The organism is Citrobacter sp. CtB7.12 (genome assembly GCF_001297795.1).
Classification (GTDB): Bacteria; Pseudomonadota; Gammaproteobacteria; order Enterobacterales; family Enterobacteriaceae; genus Citrobacter_A; species Citrobacter_A amalonaticus.
Map to the genome: position 1 here is coordinate 290,691 of NZ_LIFT01000001.1, position 19,450 is coordinate 310,140.

General features: G+C 53.3%; 18 protein-coding genes and 1 riboswitch. Of the genes, 9 read left to right on the top strand and 9 right to left on the bottom strand.

Annotation, left to right across the window (positions count from 1 at the left end):
• Nucleotides 1-17: 17 nt before the first annotated feature.
• Nucleotides 18-749 carry an HTH-type transcriptional regulator MlrA gene (gene mlrA / locus AOY24_RS01390; protein WP_043000151.1) on the bottom strand — a complete coding sequence of 244 codons (732 nt, stop codon included), beginning with the start codon at nucleotides 747-749 and terminating at the stop codon, nucleotides 18-20.
• A gap of 223 nt (nucleotides 750-972) precedes the next feature.
• Here mlrA and AOY24_RS01395 point away from each other — a divergent pair, with 223 nt between their 5' ends.
• Genes AOY24_RS01395 through AOY24_RS01405 form a run of 3 tightly spaced genes read left to right on the top strand, consistent with a single transcriptional unit; the run spans nucleotide 973 to nucleotide 3,890 of the window.
• Nucleotides 973-2,661, top strand: a complete 1,689-nt coding sequence (locus tag AOY24_RS01395; protein ID WP_043000152.1) for a sensor histidine kinase — start codon at nucleotides 973-975, stop codon at nucleotides 2,659-2,661.
• Nucleotides 2,654-3,373 (top strand): two-component system response regulator BtsR, encoded by a 720-nt coding sequence (gene btsR, locus AOY24_RS01400; RefSeq protein WP_043000153.1) that lies wholly within the window; start codon nucleotides 2,654-2,656, stop codon nucleotides 3,371-3,373. The genes AOY24_RS01395 and btsR overlap by 8 nt, the downstream gene beginning before the upstream one ends.
• A gap of 46 nt (nucleotides 3,374-3,419) precedes the next feature.
• Entirely contained in the window at nucleotides 3,420-3,890 is a 471-nt protein-coding gene (locus tag AOY24_RS01405; RefSeq protein WP_043001885.1) for a DUF1456 family protein, read from the top strand.
• A gap of 44 nt (nucleotides 3,891-3,934) precedes the next feature.
• Here the strand turns inward: AOY24_RS01405 and AOY24_RS01410 are convergent, their stop codons facing one another.
• Nucleotides 3,935-4,393: a YehR family lipoprotein gene (locus AOY24_RS01410; RefSeq protein ID WP_043000154.1), complete on the bottom strand. Its 459-nt coding sequence runs from the start codon at nucleotides 4,391-4,393 to the stop codon at nucleotides 3,935-3,937.
• A 203-nt stretch (nucleotides 4,394-4,596) separates the two neighbouring features.
• Nucleotides 4,597-6,630: a methionine--tRNA ligase gene (metG, locus tag AOY24_RS01415; RefSeq protein WP_054176009.1), complete on the bottom strand. Its 2,034-nt coding sequence runs from the start codon at nucleotides 6,628-6,630 to the stop codon at nucleotides 4,597-4,599.
• Nucleotides 6,631-6,795: 165 nt separating this feature from the next.
• Here metG and apbC point away from each other — a divergent pair, with 165 nt between their 5' ends.
• Nucleotides 6,796-7,905, top strand: coding sequence for an iron-sulfur cluster carrier protein ApbC (gene apbC, locus AOY24_RS01420; RefSeq protein ID WP_054176010.1), 1,110 nt, complete (start codon nucleotides 6,796-6,798; stop codon nucleotides 7,903-7,905).
• Nucleotides 7,906-8,117: 212 nt separating this feature from the next.
• Here apbC and rcnB read toward each other — a convergent pair whose 3' ends face one another.
• Entirely contained in the window at nucleotides 8,118-8,444 is a 327-nt protein-coding gene (gene rcnB / locus AOY24_RS01425; protein ID WP_054176011.1) for a Ni(II)/Co(II) efflux transporter accessory subunit RcnB, read from the bottom strand.
• Between the two features lie 738 nt (nucleotides 8,445-9,182).
• Here rcnB and AOY24_RS01430 point away from each other — a divergent pair.
• From AOY24_RS01430 to AOY24_RS01445, 4 genes are all read left to right on the top strand, one after another.
• Entirely contained in the window at nucleotides 9,183-9,617 is a 435-nt protein-coding gene (locus AOY24_RS01430) for a hypothetical protein (protein ID WP_054176045.1), read from the top strand.
• 257 nt (nucleotides 9,618-9,874) lie between these two features.
• Nucleotides 9,875-9,972: riboswitch (TPP riboswitch) on the top strand.
• 31 nt (nucleotides 9,973-10,003) lie between these two features.
• Nucleotides 10,004-10,792, top strand: coding sequence for a hydroxyethylthiazole kinase (gene thiM / locus AOY24_RS01435; RefSeq protein WP_054176012.1), 789 nt, complete (start codon nucleotides 10,004-10,006; stop codon nucleotides 10,790-10,792).
• Nucleotides 10,789-11,589: a bifunctional hydroxymethylpyrimidine kinase/phosphomethylpyrimidine kinase gene (gene thiD, locus AOY24_RS01440; RefSeq protein ID WP_054176013.1), complete on the top strand. Its 801-nt coding sequence runs from the start codon at nucleotides 10,789-10,791 to the stop codon at nucleotides 11,587-11,589. The genes thiM and thiD overlap by 4 nt, the downstream gene beginning before the upstream one ends.
• A gap of 41 nt (nucleotides 11,590-11,630) precedes the next feature.
• A complete protein-coding gene (locus tag AOY24_RS01445; protein WP_043000160.1) occupies nucleotides 11,631-12,377 on the top strand; it encodes a GntR family transcriptional regulator in 747 nt (248 codons plus the stop codon).
• Here the strand turns inward: AOY24_RS01445 and AOY24_RS01450 are convergent.
• From AOY24_RS01450 to AOY24_RS01460, 3 genes are read right to left on the bottom strand one after another with little or no spacing between them, the layout of a single operon-like run.
• Nucleotides 12,351-13,316 (bottom strand): PfkB family carbohydrate kinase, encoded by a 966-nt coding sequence (locus AOY24_RS01450; RefSeq protein WP_043000161.1) that lies wholly within the window; start codon nucleotides 13,314-13,316, stop codon nucleotides 12,351-12,353. The two genes, AOY24_RS01445 and AOY24_RS01450, sit on opposite strands and share 27 nt — an antisense overlap.
• Nucleotides 13,313-14,317 (bottom strand): ADP-ribosylglycohydrolase family protein, encoded by a 1,005-nt coding sequence (locus AOY24_RS01455; RefSeq protein ID WP_043000162.1) that lies wholly within the window; start codon nucleotides 14,315-14,317, stop codon nucleotides 13,313-13,315. The genes AOY24_RS01450 and AOY24_RS01455 overlap by 4 nt, the downstream gene beginning before the upstream one ends.
• A complete protein-coding gene (locus AOY24_RS01460; protein WP_054176014.1) occupies nucleotides 14,314-15,585 on the bottom strand; it encodes a nucleoside permease in 1,272 nt (423 codons plus the stop codon). Before AOY24_RS01460 ends, AOY24_RS01455 begins: the two co-directional genes overlap by 4 nt.
• A gap of 250 nt (nucleotides 15,586-15,835) precedes the next feature.
• Here AOY24_RS01460 and fbaB point away from each other — a divergent pair, with 250 nt between their 5' ends.
• On the top strand, nucleotides 15,836-16,888 hold the full coding sequence (gene fbaB / locus AOY24_RS01465) for a class I fructose-bisphosphate aldolase (protein ID WP_043000164.1): 1,053 nt from the start codon (nucleotides 15,836-15,838) through the stop codon (nucleotides 16,886-16,888).
• Here the strand turns inward: fbaB and yegS are convergent.
• Nucleotides 16,885-17,784: a lipid kinase YegS gene (yegS, locus tag AOY24_RS01470; protein WP_043000165.1), complete on the bottom strand. Its 900-nt coding sequence runs from the start codon at nucleotides 17,782-17,784 to the stop codon at nucleotides 16,885-16,887. The two genes, fbaB and yegS, sit on opposite strands and share 4 nt — an antisense overlap.
• A gap of 283 nt (nucleotides 17,785-18,067) precedes the next feature.
• Nucleotides 18,068-19,429 carry a tRNA 5-hydroxyuridine modification protein YegQ gene (yegQ, locus tag AOY24_RS01475; protein ID WP_043000166.1) on the bottom strand — a complete coding sequence of 454 codons (1,362 nt, stop codon included), beginning with the start codon at nucleotides 19,427-19,429 and terminating at the stop codon, nucleotides 18,068-18,070.
• Nucleotides 19,430-19,450: the final 21 nt, after the last annotated feature.

Genomic DNA, 19,450 nt, shown 5'->3' on the forward strand with positions numbered 1-19,450 from the left:
TAGCTGTTAATGAATCATTAAATGCCAAGCGGGTAAATATCGTGCCCTTCCGCACGCCAGGCATTCAGTTGCTGTTGCTGCGCCGATGTTTGATTTTCACCGCACCACACCAGTAAGGTGCGCCCTTCGAACAGGTCCGGGCGAAACTGGCTCAGCGAATGGGCCAGAACGTCAACCCGCCATCCCTGCTGACTGGCGACCCAGCCTTCCAGCCACAAACGCGTGGTATCGTGAATATTCCAGCCCACCACCAGCGCATCTTTCCCCTGTTTTTTTCTGGCTGAGGCGAGGCAAATGGCGACGTAATTGATCAGTACGCCATCAAGGATCCCCAGTAGCGCCAGTAGCGTCGGCTGTTGGCACTGCAATCGTCGACGTAGCGGAAGAAAAAGATGGGTGGTCAGCGTTTGCGCGGGGAAATCCTGACCACGCTCTTTCAGCCAGACCCGCAGGTTGTGCAGATTGTTGTTTTGCAGATAGTGCAACAGGATTTCCTGTTGTTCACGCCAGCCGTTTTGCAGGTCTACGTTCTCATTGCTCAACAGCATTTTGACTTTGCTGACCTGCACCCCGTTATCTATCCAGTGCTTGATTTCGCGGATCCTGTCGATATCCGAATCATTGAACAGGCGATGCCCCCCGTCGGTACGCTGGGGTTTCAATAATCCATAACGCCGTTGCCACGCGCGAAGCGTAACGGGGTTAATATCACAAAGCAAAGCCACTTCACCTATGGTGTAAAGCGCCATTATTTTATCCTTGCTCGCGAGGTCCCAGTCTAACTTTAGTCGCTCTTTTTCGAACCAGGTAGTTTTGTCTGTTTTTTGTTCAGATGAGGGGTGGTTTTATCAGTACACCGGTACTTTTTGTGTGATATCCCTTACTAATTTCTCATTTTATGCAACAGTTCAAAGACAGATCCCGCGAGTCGATGTATGTTACGCGGTTTTAGTTGATGTGTGGTCTGCAGGTATGTACGAGTTTAATCTGGTGTTGCTGCTGCTTCAGCAGATGTGCGTGTTCTTGGTTATCGCATGGCTGATGAGTAAAACTCGTTTATTCATACCATTGATGCAGGTAACCGTTCGTTTGCCGCACAAACTGCTGTGCTACGTAACCTTCTCCATTTTCTGTATCCTCGGCACCTATTTCGGTCTGCATATTGACGACTCTATCGCCAACACACGGGCAATTGGCGCGGTGATGGGCGGTCTGCTTGGCGGGCCGGTCGTGGGTGGACTGGTGGGGCTGACCGGGGGTCTGCACCGCTACTCAATGGGCGGCATGACGGCGCTCAGTTGTATGATCTCCACCATCGTGGAAGGGTTGCTGGGTGGCCTGGTGCACAGCGTGCTGACGCGGCGAGGACGCACGGATAAAGTCTTTAATCCGCTGACGGCCGGGGCGATCACATTTGTCGCCGAAATGGTACAGATGCTGATCATTTTGCTGATAGCCCGGCCGTTTGACGATGCTTACCGACTGGTCAGCAATATCGCTGCTCCCATGATGGTCACCAACACCGTCGGCGCGGCGCTGTTTATGCGTATTTTGCTCGACAAGCGGGCGATGTTTGAAAAATATACCTCTGCGTTTTCCGCTACTGCGCTGAAAGTGGCGGCCTCCACCGAGGGGATCTTGCGCCAGGGATTCAACGAAGTGAACAGCATGAAGGTGGCGCAGGTGCTGTACAAAGAACTCGATATCGGCGCGGTGGCAATCACTGACCGCGAGCGGCTGTTAGCCTTTACCGGGATTGGCGACGACCATCACCTGCCGGGCAGGCCGATCTCCTCCGGTTACACGCTGCGGGCCATCGAGACGGGCGAGGTGGTTTACGCTGACGGCAACGAAGTGCCGTATCGCTGCTCACTGCATCCACAGTGCAAGCTCGGTTCTACGCTGGTCATTCCCTTACGCGGAGAAAACCAACGGGTGATGGGCACCATCAAACTCTATGAAGCGAAAAACCGGTTGTTCAGTTCCATTAACCGAACGCTGGGTGAGGGGATTGCGCAGTTACTTTCCGCGCAGATCCTTGCTGGACAATATGAACGTCAGAAAGCGATGTTGACGCAGTCAGAAATTAAGCTGCTGCATGCGCAGGTCAATCCGCATTTTCTGTTTAATGCGCTCAACACCATCAAAGCGGTGGTGCGCCGCGACAGTGAACAGGCGAGCCAACTGGTACAGGATCTCTCTACCTTTTTCCGTAAGAACTTAAAGCGCCCGTCGGAGATCGTCACACTGGCCGACGAAATTGAGCACGTGAATGCCTATCTGCAAATTGAGAAAGCGCGATTCCAGTCGCGGTTGCAGGTGAGTTTAAACGTGCCGGATGCGCTGGCGCATCAACAGTTGCCAGCCTTCACCCTGCAACCCATAGTCGAAAACGCCATTAAGCATGGGACATCGCAACTACTGGGCACGGGGGAGGTGTCCATCACCGCCCGTCAGGAAGGGCAGTATTTGATGCTGGATATTGAAGATAACGCCGGGTTGTATCAGCCCTCCGCGAACGTCAGCGGTCTGGGCATGAATCTGGTGGATAAACGCCTGCGTGAACGGTTTGGCGATGATTATGGTATTAGCGTCGTCTGCGAACCGGATTGCTTTACCCGAATAACCCTACGACTGCCCCTGGAGGAGACGCATGATTAAAGTGCTGATTGTGGATGATGAACCGTTAGCGCGGGAAAATCTGCGGATCCTGTTACAGGAACAAAGTGATATCGAGATCGTCGGCGAGTGCGCCAACGCCGTGGAAGCGATTGGCGCGGTGCATCGACTGCATCCGGACGTGCTGTTTCTGGATATTCAAATGCCGCGTATCAGCGGGCTGGAAATGGTGGGTATGCTCGACCCGGAGCATCGGCCGTATATTGTTTTTCTGACCGCTTTTGACGAATACGCAATTAAAGCCTTTGAAGAACACGCTTTTGATTATCTGCTTAAACCGATAGAAGAGGCGCGGCTGGAGAAAACCCTTAGCCGCCTGCGCCAGGAGCGGAGCAAACAGGACGTATCGGTATTGCCGGAAAACCAACAGTCGCTGAAGTTTATCCCCTGTAGCGGCCATAGCCGGATCTATCTGCTGCAAATGGATGATGTCGCTTTCGTCAGCAGTCGCATGAGCGGTGTTTATGTCACCAGCAGCGACGGCAAAGAAGGCTTTACTGAACTGACGCTCAGAACGCTGGAAAGCCGCACGCCATTGCTGCGCTGTCATCGACAATATCTGGTTAACATGGCTCAGTTACAGGAAATTCGTCTGGAAGATAACGGTCAGGCGGAACTGATACTGCGTAATGGGTTAACTGTTCCGGTCAGTCGCCGCTATCTGAAAAGTTTGAAAGAGGCGATTGGCTTGTAAAACTGATACACTGCGCGCCATTGCATTATCGACAGTTGAAGGCTCTATGCTAAGTAACGATATTCTTCGTAGCCTGCGCTACGCCCTGAAAGCCAATAATAACGACATGGTGCGCATTCTTGCGCTGGCCGACATGGAATCCACCTCTGCGGGTTTCGACACCTGGATGACCAGGGAAGATGAAGAGGGGTTTGTCCGCTGCCCGGATATTATCCTCTCCGGATTCCTGAACGGCCTGATTTACGAGAAGCGCGGCAAAGATGAGTCAGCGCCTGAACTGGCGCTTGAGCGTCGGGTGAACAACAATACGGTGCTAAAAAAGCTGCGTATCGCTTTTTCACTGAAAACGGATGATATTCAGGCGATTATGACCCAGCAGAACGTTCGCGTTTCAATGCCGGAAATCACCGCCATGATGCGTTCTCCGGATCATAAAAACTACCGCGAGTGTGGTGATCAGTTTATGCGTTATTTCCTGCGCGGATTGACGGCGCGTCTGCACGGCAATAAAGGCTGATAGAAAGCGACGACCCGGCTGGATGCCAGGTCGTCGTCGTTTGATTATTTCACTTCCTTAAAGCCAGCGGTTTCCAGCATTTTCTGGCTCTGTTTCATGCTAATGCCGTTGCTTGGGTCACCCGAGAATTGCGTACCCATCACGCCCTGCAGCTTTTTAAAGTCAACTTTTTCCATGTCAACAGAAACGGTTTCTTCCGCGTAGCCATCCTTATAGGTCAGCTTTTCTTCCACGCCAGGAATGTTTTGATATTTTTCGCTGATCGGATCGAGGATTTTCGCCGCATCTTCTTTGGTTTTTACCCCGATAGAGGCGTAGTTGATCTTGTTCTCTGAGGTCTGCTTAATGACTTTGTCACCCTTGTAGGTATAGGTCATTACGATCTCAGTGCCATTGACGTCCGCTTTGAATGTTTTGCTTTCTTCCTTGTCGCCACATCCTGCCAGAGAGAAAACGAGAACTGACGCAAAAACGACCGAAAAAAACGTATTTAATGCTTTCATGTAAAACTCCATTTTATTAAACGTCTGCTGCTCAAAAATAAACCTTGCAGGGTATGTATACCAGAAATGAGGCAGGAGAGGGGAAAATGGCTACTGAATATGTCTGATAATGATCATTGAAAAATCTGAAATCATGCGAGTTATTGCCTGGATTAATATGACGCAAAAGAAAAAGCGCCGTGAGAGCGGCGCTTTAGAGAGGCTTATTTAACCTGGTGTCCAGGCTTTGCGCCTTCATCCGGGGTCAGCAGGAAGATGTCTGTCCCGCCAGGACCTGCGGCCATCACCATCCCTTCTGAGATGCCAAAGCGCATTTTACGCGGCGCCAGGTTTGCCACCATGACCGTATGACGACCAATCAGCACCTGCGGGTCCGGATAAGCAGAGCGAATGCCGGAGAAGACGTTACGCTTCTCGCCGCCCAAATCCAGCGTCAGGCGCAGCAGTTTATCGGAGCCATCAACGAATTCAGCGTTTTCAATCAACGCTACGCGCAGATCGACTTTCGCGAAATCGTCAAAGGTAATGGTTTCCTGAATCGGGAAGTCCGCCAGTGGGCCGGTTACCGGAGCTGCCATAGCTTTCACCTCTTCTTTAGAGGCTTCCACCAGCGCTTCCACCTGCTTCATATCGATACGGTTATACAGAGCTTTGAAAGTATTGACCTTATGGCCCAGAAGCGGTTGCGCAATAGCATCCCAACGCAGTTCGCTGTTCAGGAATGCTTCAACGCGCTCGCTCAGCGTCGGCAGCACCGGCTTCAGGTACGTCATCAGCACGCGGAACAGGTTGATGCCCATCGAGCAGATCGCCTGCAGATCGACGTCGCGACCTTCCTGTTTCGCCACCACCCACGGCGCCTGTTCGTCAACATAGCGGTTCGCGACATCCGCCAGCGCCATGATTTCACGGATCGCTTTGCCGAATTCACGGCTTTCCCACGCCTCGCCAATCACAGCCGCTGCATCGGTAAAGGTTTTATACAGCGCAGGGTCAGCCAGTTCAGCCGCCAGTACACCATCGAAACGTTTGTTGATAAAGCCAGCGTTACGGGAGGCGAGGTTAACCACCTTGTTGACGATATCGGCGTTTACGCGCTGGACGAAGTCTTCCAGATTCAGGTCGATATCATCAATGCGCGAAGAGAGCTTCGCAGTGTAGTAGTAACGCAGGCTGTCTGCATCAAAATGGTTCAGCCAGGTGCTGGCCTTAATAAACGTACCGCGGGATTTGGACATCTTCGCGCCGTTGACCGTGACATAACCATGCACGAACAGGTTCGTCGGTTTACGGAAGTTGCTGCCTTCCAGCATGGCAGGCCAGAACAGGCTATGGAAATAGACGATATCTTTGCCGATGAAGTGATACAGTTCGGCAGTAGAATCTTTCTTCCAGTATTCGTCGAAGCTGACGGTATCGCCGCGCTTATCGCACAGATTTTTGAAAGAGCCCATGTAGCCGATTGGCGCATCCAGCCAGACATAGAAATATTTGCCCGGCGCATTCGGGATTTCAAAACCAAAGTAAGGGGCATCGCGGGAGATATCCCACTGCTGCAGGCCGGATTCAAACCATTCCTGCATTTTGTTCGCCACCTGCTCCTGCAGCGCGCCGCTACGGGTCCACGCCTGTAGCATTTCGCTGAAAGAGGGCAGGTCAAAGAAGAAGTGTTCGGAGTCACGCATCACCGGCGTCGCGCCAGAGACCACAGACTTCGGCTCGATCAGCTCCGTCGGGCTATAGGTCGCGCCGCACACTTCGCAGTTGTCGCCGTATTGATCCGGTGATTTACATTTCGGGCAGGTACCTTTCACAAAACGATCCGGCAGGAACATGCCTTTTTCCGGATCGTAGAGCTGAGAAATGGTGCGGTTCTTAATAAAACCGTTCTCTTTCAGACGGGTATAGATGAGCTCAGACAACTCCCGGTTCTCGTCGCTGTGCGTGGAGTGGTAGTTGTCATAGCTGATGTTGAACCCGGCGAAATCCGTCTGGTGCTCCTGACTCATTTCACCAATCATCTGCTCCGGAGTGATGCCAAGCTGCTGTGCTTTCAGCATGATCGGCGTGCCGTGGGCGTCGTCGGCGCAGATGAAGTTGACCTCGTGGCCGCGCATTCGTTGGTAACGGACCCAGACATCAGCCTGGATGTGCTCCAGCATATGGCCGAGGTGGATTGAGCCGTTGGCGTACGGCAGCGCGCACGTTACCAGAATTTTCTTCGCGACTTGAGTCATAGTAGATGTTACTTCTTCTCTGTTGAAAGGGGGTTCTGATGTTACCTGAAAGGGAATAACTACGCCAAGAATTAAGGGCATCAAACCACAAATGAATAATTGTTACCGCTGGAGTACACTACCTCACTACAATTGACCTTTTCAGAACAACAAAAAGGAGTCGGGATGAACGCACAATCCCAGGCCAAATCACCAGAAACCCTGCGCGCCATGGTCGCCGGGACGCTGGCGAATTTTCAGCACCCCACCCTGAAGCATAACCTGACGACACTTAAAGCGTTACACCACGTCGCCTGGATGGATGACACGCTGCACGTTGAACTGGTCATGCCGTTCGTCTGGCACAGTGCCTTTGAGGTGTTAAAAGAGCAATGTAGCGCTGATCTGCTGCGAATTACCGGGGCGAAGGCGATCGACTGGAAGCTTTCTCACAACATCGCCACCCTGAAGCGCGTGAAAAATCAGCCGGGCGTGAACGGCGTGAAGAACATTATCGCCGTCAGCTCCGGCAAAGGCGGCGTCGGTAAATCGTCGACTGCGGTAAACCTGGCGCTGGCATTAGCGGCAGAAGGGGCGAAAGTAGGGATTCTGGACGCCGACATTTATGGTCCGTCGATCCCAACTATGCTGGGGGCGGAAAACCAGCGCCCAACCTCGCCGGATGGTACCCATATGGCACCGATCATGTCTCACGGGCTGGCGACGAACTCCATCGGTTATCTGGTCACTGATGATAACGCGATGGTGTGGCGTGGGCCGATGGCCAGTAAAGCGCTGATGCAGATGCTACAAGAGACGCTGTGGCCGGATCTGGATTACCTCGTGCTGGACATGCCGCCAGGTACTGGTGATATCCAGCTGACGCTGGCACAAAACATCCCGGTCACGGGGGCCGTTGTGGTGACCACGCCGCAGGATATTGCGTTGATTGACGCTAAAAAAGGCATTGTCATGTTCGAAAAAGTCGAGGTGCCGGTGCTGGGCATTGTCGAAAACATGAGCATGCATATCTGCAGCAACTGCGGTCATCATGAGCCGATCTTTGGTACCGGTGGCGCGCAAAAACTGGCTGAGCAGTATCACACGCAACTGTTGGGACAAATGCCGTTGCATATTAGTCTGCGTGAAGATCTCGATCGCGGGACGCCAACCGTTGTCAGCCGTCCGGACAGTGATTTCACCGTAATGTATCGCGAACTGGCGGGACGTGTTGCCGCACAGCTTTTCTGGCAGGGTGAAGTCATCCCCGGCGAAATTGCCTTTCGCGCCGTCTGATTTCGGCTAATCGGTTTTATTCTTTCTATTCACCGCATTGATTTTATATCGGTGTGGTGAATATTTAATTTGAATAACGCTATCTGAGTTATGCAGAGCCACTGAATAACGTGGGCGTTCTTCTTAAATCTGACCGTCTGTGCGGGGTTATCCTGATGACCTTAACGATAAAATAAGCGTTGGATTCCCCCTCAGCCCGAGGGGGGCGAACCTCAACGATGATAGAAAATCTCGCCGTCGTAAGCTTTAATAATTTTACCGTCAGCGTCATTGATCAGCACATAGGCACCGCCCATGTAGGTCCAGTGTGTCCCGGCATCTGGCGCAGGTAAATTACGCAGATTCCACTGTTTGATGGTGTACTCGTCAGAGCGATACATCTCTGGCACCGTATCGCCAGGCTTGAAGTGGGTAAAGTCGGCGATGAAACCACTGAGTTCATATTGATCAATCCCCTTCGCGGGGACGGCTGTAGCTGGTGCGGCCCAGACCGCGCTGGATGCGAGCAGCAGCGCGCCTACCACCAATTTATTCTTCATACTTCTACGCTCTCCACTGTTAGGACCCTCAAAATCAGTCGTGTATCTTTCCCGGCCTTCATGATAACTGACAAGCGCGGGTTTGTTAGATTCCCGAAAAATTCGTAAAAAATGTAAAATTTATTAGTCTGACATGCACTATAGAAGAAAATCGCCAAATACGGGGAGAGGGGCGATGCATTTCGGAACACAGGCTAACAGTGGATTAGCCCCATATGCAAAAATGCAGACGTTCAGCGTACATCACGCCTGCAATAAAACCCGCACTGATGATAAGGGTGTGTAGGAAAAAATGAAAAATAATTAACTTCACTATCCGGAGGCTCATTTTTAAATACGTATTAAAGACGATGTTGTTGAGAATTGTCTAGCTATAACAATTAATTAATGTCAACATATAAACAGATTGAAATAAAACTATGGATTATTCCTGAATTGTCAATATTGATAAAGATCATGGAAAACACGCTGAATAGTTATTAAGAATCATCGTTTTGATGACATTAGTCTTTTGTATTTGTTACGTTAATTAATTGCAAATTTGAAGACGGCGAATAACTATTTTCTTCGGATTTATCCTGGTGTCATGCATCCTCTAAGTTATTTGATCTTAATTTCCCTAAATTATATTGACAGATGAAAGCGGCCTAAATATTCTGCGCACTAAATAGTGATATAAAAACACGCTGCTTTTGCAGGGTGATATTATTTTGTTAATTAATGATGGTGATGGCAGTGATGAAACAGTTAACTATAAAAAAGGCGGTATTTTCGCTTTTGGTTGTCAGTATTCTGTCCGGCTGTGTGTCGGAAGAGCAGCGCCTGGTGCGCTGTGAAGCCAAAGGCGTCAGTCGTGATGTCTGCTATCAGGTAGAACAGTCTAATCAACAGATGATTATCAATAACGCGGAGCAAAACGCGTATGTGAATGCACGTGAAGCGGTAAAGCAACACGCTCAGGCGGCAAAGAAAAAAACCATATATCACTTTGAAGGCATGGAAATTAAAAAGGTGAGCACCGGGCTTGATATTGATGGAGCTCATGCTGCAGTTATCGAGAAAGAGGAAAAAGCGACAGTCTATCAACAAGGGTTGCACTATTTTGTCGTGTACACCAACGGACGGTTAGCCGTGCTGAACGAACAGAGACAGTTTTTGGGGTGGGCGAAATGAGAAATTATCTGTTAGCGCTTATTCCGCTAACGTCCTTTTCCGCAGATGCTTCTGATATTGCGCAGGCACAACAAGCCGTTGCTCATGCCCAACCAATGGTTGACGCGGTATAAGAGGATGTCGCCGCCGTGCGGGTGGCGGCTTTCACTATTGATGTTCAGGCTGAACAGGTAAATGCAGAGTAGCGAAAGGGTTACAAATCGGGGCAGTGAGGGTATCATCACGCGAGTGACCTGACCGTCACGCAGAAAAATTTCGTTAATGACTCGGGGTGCCCCTTTTCACGAAGGGCTGAGAAATACCCGTACCACCTGATCTGGATAATGCCAGCGTAGGGAAGTCAGACACTGCTCGTGTCCCTTCTTCGCGCGGGCAGGAGCGTAACCATGCAGCCTGACCTGCACAGCCGCGAACATGCGGTTCGTACCTTACAAGATTTTCGTACCCTTTCTCCGTTAACACATTGTATGACCAATGACGTCGTGCAGAGTTTTACCGCCAATACGCTACTGGCGCTGGGGGCTTCTCCGGCGATGGTGATTGAGCCCGAAGAAGCTCGCCAGTTTGCAGCCCTTGCCAGCGCGTTGCTCATCAACGTCGGCACGTTGACACAACCGCGTGCACATGCAATGCGGGCGGCGGTTGAGCAGGCAAACAGCGCCAAAACTCCATGGACACTAGACCCGGTTGCCGTAGGCGCGCTTGAATACCGTCGCCGTTTCTGCCTTGAACTCCTTGCCTTAACACCGGCTGCCATTCGCGGTAACGCCTCTGAGATCCTGGCGTTAGCCGGTGAAAGCGCTGGCGGGCGTGGAGTGGATGCTACCGACCCGGTTGCAACGGCTCTGCCGGCGGCGCAGATTCTGGCACGCCACACCGGCGCTGTTGTGGTAGTCACCGGCGAAGTGGATTACATCACCGACGGCGAGTGCACTCTGAGCGTCACCGGCGGCGATCCGCTGATGACGAAAGTCGTGGGCACTGGCTGTGCGCTTTCCGCCGTGGTCGCCGCCAGCTGCGCGCTACCCGGAAACCGGATCGAAAACATCGCGTCCGCCTGTGGATGGATGAAACTGGCAGGACAGCACGCCAGCAAAATCTGTCACGGACCCGGCAGTTTTGTTCCGGCGTTTCTTGATGCGCTCTACACCCTGGATGCGGAGGTCGCAGCATGAAGCGGATTAACGCACTGACCATTGCCGGTACCGATCCCAGCGGCGGCGCCGGTATTCAGGCCGATCTGAAAACCTTCTCGGCGCTCGGCGCTTACGGCTGTGCGGTAATTACCGCGCTGGTGGCGCAGAATACACGCGGCGTGCAGTCGGTGTATCGCATTGAACCGGATTTTGTCGCCGCGCAGCTCGATTCGGTGTTCAGCGATGTGCGCATCGATACCACCAAAATCGGTATGCTGGCGGAAACCGATATCGTTGAGGCGGTGGCGGAGCGACTGGAACGCCATCAGGTGCAGAATGTCGTACTCGACACAGTCATGCTGGCGAAAAGTGGCGATCCGTTATTGTCGACTTCCGCCGTTGAGACATTGCGCAGGCGACTGTTGCCACAGGTTTCACTCATTACGCCCAATCTGCCCGAAGCGGCAGCGCTGCTGGATTGCCCGCACGCACGAACAGAACAAGAGATGCTGGAACAGGGGCGGGCGTTGCTGGCGATGGGCTGTGACGCAGTGTTGATGAAAGGCGGTCATCTGGACGATGAACAAAGTCCTGACTGGCTCTTTACAGCGACCGGTGAGCAGCGCTTTACCGCACCGCGGGTGATGACCAAAAATACGCACGGCACCGGATGTACGCTCTCTGCGGCGCTGGCCGCGCTGCGTCCAAGGCATGCTGACTGGGCCGGGACAGTGCAGGAGGCGAAAGTCTGGCTGTCGGCGGCGCTCGCGCAGGCTGACACACTGGAGGTTGGACACGGCATCGGGCCGGTTCATCATTTCCACGCGTATTGGTAGCGTATATACTGGCAGCAGACTGGCTGTCAGGAAAAAGACTCATGGAACAAGCGCATACTCAACTTATCGCGCAACTGAACGAACGTATTTCAGCGGTGGATAATACCCCGCTGTATATCAAGTTTGCCGAAACGGTGAAAAATGCCGTGCGCAGTGGTGTGATTGCGCATGGCAACATTTTGCCTGGCGAACGCGATCTCAGTCAGTTAACGGGCGTTTCTCGCATCACGGTGCGCAAAGCGATGCAGGCGCTGGAAGAAGAAGGCGTGGTGACGCGTGCTCGCGGCTACGGCACGCAGATCAACAACATCTTTGAATATTCGCTGAAAGAGGCGCGTGGGTTTTCTCAACAGGTGGTGCTGCGCGGGAAAAAACCGGACACCTTATGGGTCAACAAACGGGTAGTTAAGTGTCCGGAAGAGGTGGCGCAACAGCTGGCGATTGCCGCCGGCAGCGATGTGTTTCTGCTTAAGCGCATCCGCTACGTTGATGAGGACGCGGTTTCTATCGAGGAGTCGTGGGTGCCCGCGCATCTTATTCATGATGCCGATGAAATTGGTATATCGCTGTACGACTATTTCCGCAGCCAGCATATCCATCCCCAGCGCACGCGCTCACGGGTGAGTGCAAAGATGCCGGATGCTGAATTCCAGTCGCATATCCAGATGGACAGCAAAGTGCCGGTGCTGGTGATCAAACAGGTAGCGCTTGACCAACAGCAGCGGCCCATCGAGTACAGCATCAGCTACTGCCGAAGCGATTTATACGTCTTTGTGTGCGAGGAGTAACGCCTCGCGAAACGGCGCACAGTCACCGCCGCGATGTCCAACCACCCACGATGCCACGGCGTTGCCGAGCAGCACGGCATCCGCCAGCGACCAGCCCGACGCCAGCCCGGCCAGCATGCCGCCCGCGTGGCTGTCACCGGCGCCAATCGTGTCAACGACCGTTGTCGGGAAGGCGGGTACGCATCCGGAAGATTGCGCGCTGAAGTACCAGGCGCCTTCTTTGTCATGGCGCACGATTAACGGCGCAGAAAATTGCTTCACCCATTGCGCACCTAAGTCTTCCACATCCTGGCTGAGACCAAACCGCTCCGCCGCGATTTCGGCTTCCTGACGATTGAGCGACACCAGAGGGCGACAAGCCAGAATGCGTGACATCAGTGCATCAGGAATATCGCCAATGCGCGGGCCAAAATCGATAAACGGCATAACGCGATCCAGCCCTTCCAGCCACTGCACCAACAGCTCGCCGCAGGGTGAGGAGAGTTGATAGCCCGAAAGATAAATCAGGCTGTCAGGTGGGATGGTGAGCTGGGCCAGCCAGTCGGTATTCCACTGGTTCTCCACGCCGCTGAATGACATAAACGTGCGCTCGCCATCCGGTTCGACCAGCGCAAGGCACCAGCCGTTGTCACCTTGTGTGGTCTCGATGAGGCTGTGTAACCCTTCTTTCGCCATCCGGTTACGAATGATCTCGGCCCATACGCCCTGGCCCAGCGGCAGGGCGTTACCGGCATCAATACCCAGCCGTTTCAGCGCCACGGCGATGTTCAGCGCGCAGCCGCCGACGTTAACGCCTTGCTGTTTCAGTTCAATGTCACACCCGCGCCAGGGCAGGGCATAGGCATCAGCGATGACATCGATGACCGCCGCGCCGATAACCGTGACCGGATGGCGGGTCGTTAACCCCGGCAACAGTTCGGCTAAACGTGAAGTGTTCATGACGCCTCCCGACGTTGGCGCAGACGAGCAAGCGCCGTCGCATAGCGGTTGAAATCGAGCTGATTGACCGTATCCAGCTCTTGTTTCCATACCGGGTTGATGGCACCTATACCCTGCAACGCGCCGCAAATGGCCGTTGCCATTGCTCCAATGGTATCGGTATCGCCGCCGAGGTTGGCACACAAAATGGCGCAGCGATTGGGATCCGTTTGCGCCAGTTCGACCATCGCGATGGCGCAGGCCACCGATTCGATCGTGCTGGTTCCGGCGCCAATCACCTGATACAACTGTTCGCTGGCCGCTTCGGCTCCGTCAGCATTACGCACAATTTTCAGCGCCATCTCCAGACGCGCACAAAGCGATGCGCTGAACGTAGTAATGCGCTTTTGCTGGGCGTGCAGGGCGATGGCGGGAAGCGAGTCAACAATTGCGGCCCAGGAATCACCCTCAATCGCCCGTGAAATCGCCCATGCCACCACCACCGCACCGGCGATAGCCAGATCGGATTTGTGCGTCGGGCTGGAGGCCAGCGCGATATCCTCAATAAACGCATCCAGATCGCGGGCGGGCAGCAGGCATCCCAATGGCGATACGCGCATGGCCGCGCCGTTGGTGACGCCGTTATTCTCCAGTTCTGCTACCGGTTTCCCGTCGCGAATCGCGTTCAGGGCGATTTTCGACGTCGGCCCGAGAACGTTTTTATTGAAGGCGTCAAAGCGCAACGCCCAGTCGAGAATGTTCCGTCCAATCAGGTCCGGGTCGATCTCGCCGTCGCGTTCCAGCAGAGCATCCGCCAGACAGAGCGCCATTGAGGTATCGTCGGTAAATTCTGCGCGGCCAAAATAACAGGCCGCATTATTTTCTTTTGGGCCCGGCAGAAAGCGGTCAATCCAGCCAAAGTGTGCTTTGACGCGGGTTCTTGGCCACAGTTCTGACGGCATACCCATCGCATCCCCTAACGCCTGCCCGTAAAGAGCACCGAGAATACGTTCTGCTTTCATTTTACTTCCCCTTGTGTCAACGCAGTCTCGCGAACCTCAATAGCGGTAATTTCTTTGTCCGATTCGCGAAAGAAAATCATGAATAGTAGGGCTATCACGGCGATCATCACCGCCCCGAATGTCCACATGCCCGCCCAGTTGAAGGTCAGGCCATTGACCGGCTCCGGATAAGCAAACATTTTTTCCATCATCACGCCGCCGAGACGGTAGCCCAGCAGGCTGCCGAAGCCCTGACAGCAGAGCGTAATCAACCCCTGTGCGGCGGTACGCATATGCACTGGCGCTTTTTTATCGACGTAGATGTATGCCGTCACGTAATAGAAGTCATAGCTCACGCCGTGCAGCAAAATACCGAGGAACAGCAGGGCATAGGTGAAATATTCGTCTGAGCTGCCGTAGATGAAAAAGCCGTAGCGGATCGCCGCCGTGATAAGACCAAGTAGCAATACCTTCTTAATACCAAAGCGTTTCGTAAAGAAAGGCAGCGCCAGCATAAAGAAGATTTCGGAGAACTGACCGAGGGTCATCCAGCCGGTGGCGTTTTTCATCCCCACTTCGGTCAGATACCCATTGGCGAAGATGTAATAGAACGCCAGTGGCATCGCGAACAGGAACGAGCAGAAGAAAAAGACGAGGAAGTTTTTATCACGCAACAGGATCAGCGCATCCAGGCCCAGCATGACTTTGACGTCCATCTTGCCGGTGCTTTTCGGCGGAGTATCCGGCAGAAAGAAGGCAAACACACCCAGCAGCGCGGAGCTGGCCGCCGTCACCAGCAGCGGGATGTTGGTTGGCGAGATGTCATTATAGCCCAGCATCTGTGGCAGGAATCCACAAGCGAGACCAGAGGCAATCCAGCCGATGGTGCCCATTACGCGGATGCGCGGGAAGTCACGCTCCACGTCCGGCACGTTAGCAAACGCGATGCTGTTGGTCAGCGCAATGGTTGGCATATAGGTGAGCGAATAGGCCAGCAGCAGCGGGAAGAATCCACCGAACGTCGTCTGCTGAGCGGCAAAATACATCAGTACCGCACCGGCGAACATCAGTACTGCCAGCACTTTTTGCGCCGAGAAGAAACGGTCGGTCAGCGAGCCCACGAGGATCGGCGACAGAATTGCGGCGATCGCCGTACAGGCATAAGACCAGCCAATCTCACCGGCGGTAAAACCACTTTTACTCAACCAGAGCCAGAGCGGAACAAACCAGGCTCCCCAGATAAACCATTCAACGAACATCATGAACGACAGTTTCACTGTAGTTTTCATCTTTAAATCCTTCATGACAGGTAAGGTACGCCATGACAGTACCATTTAATAATACCTTTTAAATACCTTTGAGGTGAAACCTTGACCGTCTTAACACTTTATCGTCAGTGAATCGTGCCAGCAGATAGCGCTGAAAAATCCCCGAAAGATGGAAAAAATGGTCGGTCGGTACCAGACTTATGGCTGCCCGCAAAACGCGGGTCAGGACAATCCACATTCCGACGCATTCGGAACTTACGGGAGCATAACTATGACTGATATTGCGCAGTTGCTTGGCAAAGACGCCGACAGCCTCTTACAGCATCGTTGCATGACCATACCCTCAGACCAACTCTATCTGCCCGGACATGATTACGTCGACCGCGTGATGGTGGACAACAACCGTCCGCCTGCGGTACTGCGTAACATGCAGACGTTGTATAACACCGGGCGTCTGGGGGGAACGGGTTACCTGTCCATTTTACCGGTCGATCAGGGAGTGGAACACTCGGCAGGGGCGTCGTTTGCCGCCAACCCGCTCTATTTCGACCCGAAAAACATCGTTGAACTGGCGATCGAAGCCGGATGTAACTGTGTGGCCTCAACCTATGGCGTACTGGCTTCCGTCTCGCGTCGTTACGCGCATCGCATTCCGTTTCTGGTGAAACTCAACCATAACGAAACCCTCAGCTATCCGAATACCTACGACCAGACGCTGTATGCCAGCGTAGAGCAAGCGTTCAATCTGGGGGCGGTGGCCGTAGGCGCAACCATCTACTTTGGTTCAGAAGAGTCACGTCGGCAGATTGAAGAGATTTCCGCCGCCTTTGAACGGGCGCATGAGCTGGGTATGGTCACCGTACTGTGGGCCTATCTGCGAAATGCCGCGTTCAAAAAAGAGGGCGTCGATTACCACGTCTCCGCCGACTTAACCGGGCAGGCGAACCATCTGGCGGCAACGATTGGTGCGGATATCGTCAAACAGAAAATGGCGGAAAATAACGGCGGATACAAAGCCGTGAATTATGGCTACACCGACGATCGCGTCTATAGCAAACTGACCACAGAGAACCCGATCGATCTGGTGCGCTATCAACTGGCAAACTGCTACATGGGGCGTGCCGGGTTGATTAACTCCGGCGGCGCGGCAGGCGGCGAAACTGACCTGAGCGACGCGGTACGTACGGCGGTAATCAACAAACGTGCAGGCGGGATGGGGTTGATTCTGGGTCGTAAAGCTTTCAAAAAATCGATGGCTGACGGCGTGAAATTGATCAACGCCGTGCAGGATGTCTATCTCGATAACAAAGTGACGATTGCTTAACGCAGTAGCGGGCAATCTGGCGGCAGTCGACACCGCAATGCAGCGGGCAGGATTTCGATATGAAATTCCTGTCCGCTCAGCGGTTCGCCATCAAGATTAAAGGTAATGTCATGCGGTGCCCGGATATCAAACCAGGCTGAAGCGCCGTCGATGATATTGGGGTTTTCCTCCTGTGGTTTCAGGGTGGAAAATAGCGCGGGCAGGATCTCTTCCCCGGTGAAAATCCGCAGTTGCAGCAAACCGTCGTTGATCAACGCATTCGGACACAACTGCTGACCGCCGCCAGCCTGACGCCCATTACCAATCCCAATCACCAGCGCATCACCCTGCCAGTGGAAGTTCTCACCACGGATTTCGCAACGGTCCGGTTTTAGCGTATCCATGCGCATCAGGCCGTGAATGATGTATGAGACGCCGCCCAGCGCCGCTTTCAGTTTTTCCGGCGTCTCGGTGGTGATACGCGTACCAAAACCACCGGTTGCCATATTGATAAAACAGGTTTTATCGTTGACTTGCGCCATATCAATCTCAATGGCGTTACCGACAATCGCCAGCTTCAGCGCCTTATCTAACTCCTCAGGGATCCCGACGCTGGTGGCAAAGTCATTGGCGGTGCCCAGTGGCAGAATGCCCAGTGCGGGAATATCGGCCCCCTCACACTGGATCAGCGCCGTCGATACTTCGTTAATCGTGCCGTCACCGCCGCCGGCGATCACCGTTTCAACGCCCAGACGACGAGCCTCTTCGACATAGCGCTGCGCATCGCCTTTTTCCCAGGTAACGCGAACGTGAATCTCTACTCCTTCGTCACGGAGCAGCCCAATGGCGTCCCGCAGTACGGGGTTATCAGCACTTTTACCATTCAGAATCAATACGCTGGAGGGAAAATGATCCATTCCTTTTTTGCCTGTTTGTTTTTGGAATCTATGAAGAAAGTGTATAGCAGAAACGAAAAGGGGAGGTCAGAACAGGCTTAAAATACGCACACAATATACGATTCAGGCCGCAAAAAAATAAGCCTGCGTAAGGGAGATTACGCAGGCTAAGGAGGTGGTTCCTGGTACAGCTAGCATTTATGGGTTATGTTTTTCAGCGAAACGGATAATACCCTTAATGAACGAAGCGGTATGTGATCGGTTTCTAAGATTCCTCCTGGCGTGAAAAAATAACCCTGATTAACTATTTAGCGTGCGGATTTCGCGTCGATTCGCCGGAAAAATTGCGCATTAACAGTGCATAATCCAGCATCAGATCCTGTGGAACAGGGATCCATACGGTATAACCGTCCCCCGGCGCCACTGGCATTGGCTCGCCTTTGGCGTTTTCCATCTGCGCTAACGTGAAGTTCACGTTGCCCTGTGGGGTCATCAGTTCCAGGCTGTCGCCGACGGAGAATTTATTTTTCACTGCCACGGCCGCGAGGTCGCCATTGCGCTCACCGGTAAACTCCCCCACGAACTGCTGACGCTCGGATACCGAGTAACCGTATTCGTAGTTCTGATAATCGTCATGGGTGTGGCGACGCAGAAAACCTTCGGTGTAACCACGGTGCGCCAGACCTTCCAGCGTTTCCAACAACTGCGGATCAAACGGCTTACCGGCAGCGGCGTCGTCAATCGCTTTACGATAAACCTGTGCGGTACGCGCGCAGTAGTAGAAAGATTTGGTACGGCCTTCAATTTTCAGCGAGTGCACGCCCATCTGCGTCAGGCGCTCAACGTGGGCGATGGCACGCAGATCTTTCGAGTTCATGATGTAAGTGCCGTGCTCGTCTTCGAACGCGGTCATGTATTCGCCCGGGCGCTGGGCCTCTTCAATCATAAACACTTTATCGGTTGGCGCGCCGATACCCAGCGTCGGCTCCACGTTTTGTACCGGAATCGGCTCGTATTTGTGGACGATATTACCGACCACATCTTCTTTGCCTTCCTGTACGTTATATTCCCAGCGGCAGGCGTTGGTACAGGTGCCCTGGTTCGGGTCGCGCTTATTGATGTAACCGGAAAGCAGGCAGCGACCAGAATAGGCCATGCACAGTGCGCCGTGAACGAAGATCTCAATCTCCATCTCCGGTACCTGGTTGCGGATCTCTTCAATCTCTTCCAGCGACAGTTCGCGCGACAGAATCACACGGGTCAGCCCCATCGATTGCCAGAATTTTACCGTCGCCCAGTTCACAGCGTTGGCCTGGACCGAGAGGTGAATCGGCATTTCCGGGAAATTCTCACGTACCAGCATGATAAGACCCGGATCGGACATGATCAGGGCATCCGGACCCATTTCCACCACCGGCTTCAAATCGCGGATAAAGGTTTTCAGCTTCGCATTGTGCGGGGCGATGTTGACCACCACATAGAATTTTTTCCCCAACTCATGGGCTTCATTAATGCCGCGCTGCAGATTCTCGTGGTTGAATTCGTTATTGCGCACGCGCAGCGAGTAGCGCGGCTGGCCCGCATAGACGGCATCTGCGCCATAGGCGAAAGCGTAACGCATATTTTTCAGCGTTCCCGCCGGGGAAAGGAGTTCCGGTTTAAACATAATGTTCTCGTTCTGATGACA

Excerpts from the sequence above, each read along its gene's own strand:
- mlrA (WP_043000151.1), bottom strand. The coding sequence starts at position 749 with ATGGCGCTTTACACCATAGGTGAAGTGGCTTTGCTTTGTGATATTAAC.
- AOY24_RS01395 (WP_043000152.1), top strand. The coding sequence starts at position 973 with ATGTACGAGTTTAATCTGGTGTTGCTGCTGCTTCAGCAGATGTGCGTG.
- btsR (WP_043000153.1), top strand. The coding sequence starts at position 2,654 with ATGATTAAAGTGCTGATTGTGGATGATGAACCGTTAGCGCGGGAAAAT.
- AOY24_RS01405 (WP_043001885.1), top strand. The coding sequence starts at position 3,420 with ATGCTAAGTAACGATATTCTTCGTAGCCTGCGCTACGCCCTGAAAGCC.
- AOY24_RS01410 (WP_043000154.1), bottom strand. The coding sequence starts at position 4,393 with ATGAAAGCATTAAATACGTTTTTTTCGGTCGTTTTTGCGTCAGTTCTC.
- metG (WP_054176009.1), bottom strand. The coding sequence starts at position 6,630 with ATGACTCAAGTCGCGAAGAAAATTCTGGTAACGTGCGCGCTGCCGTAC.
- apbC (WP_054176010.1), top strand. The coding sequence starts at position 6,796 with ATGAACGCACAATCCCAGGCCAAATCACCAGAAACCCTGCGCGCCATG.
- rcnB (WP_054176011.1), bottom strand. The coding sequence starts at position 8,444 with ATGAAGAATAAATTGGTGGTAGGCGCGCTGCTGCTCGCATCCAGCGCG.
- AOY24_RS01430 (WP_054176045.1), top strand. The coding sequence starts at position 9,183 with ATGAAACAGTTAACTATAAAAAAGGCGGTATTTTCGCTTTTGGTTGTC.
- thiM (WP_054176012.1), top strand. The coding sequence starts at position 10,004 with ATGCAGCCTGACCTGCACAGCCGCGAACATGCGGTTCGTACCTTACAA.
- thiD (WP_054176013.1), top strand. The coding sequence starts at position 10,789 with ATGAAGCGGATTAACGCACTGACCATTGCCGGTACCGATCCCAGCGGC.
- AOY24_RS01445 (WP_043000160.1), top strand. The coding sequence starts at position 11,631 with ATGGAACAAGCGCATACTCAACTTATCGCGCAACTGAACGAACGTATT.
- AOY24_RS01450 (WP_043000161.1), bottom strand. The coding sequence starts at position 13,316 with ATGAACACTTCACGTTTAGCCGAACTGTTGCCGGGGTTAACGACCCGC.
- AOY24_RS01455 (WP_043000162.1), bottom strand. The coding sequence starts at position 14,317 with ATGAAAGCAGAACGTATTCTCGGTGCTCTTTACGGGCAGGCGTTAGGG.
- AOY24_RS01460 (WP_054176014.1), bottom strand. The coding sequence starts at position 15,585 with ATGAAAACTACAGTGAAACTGTCGTTCATGATGTTCGTTGAATGGTTT.
- fbaB (WP_043000164.1), top strand. The coding sequence starts at position 15,836 with ATGACTGATATTGCGCAGTTGCTTGGCAAAGACGCCGACAGCCTCTTA.
- yegS (WP_043000165.1), bottom strand. The coding sequence starts at position 17,784 with ATGGATCATTTTCCCTCCAGCGTATTGATTCTGAATGGTAAAAGTGCT.
- yegQ (WP_043000166.1), bottom strand. The coding sequence starts at position 19,429 with ATGTTTAAACCGGAACTCCTTTCCCCGGCGGGAACGCTGAAAAATATG.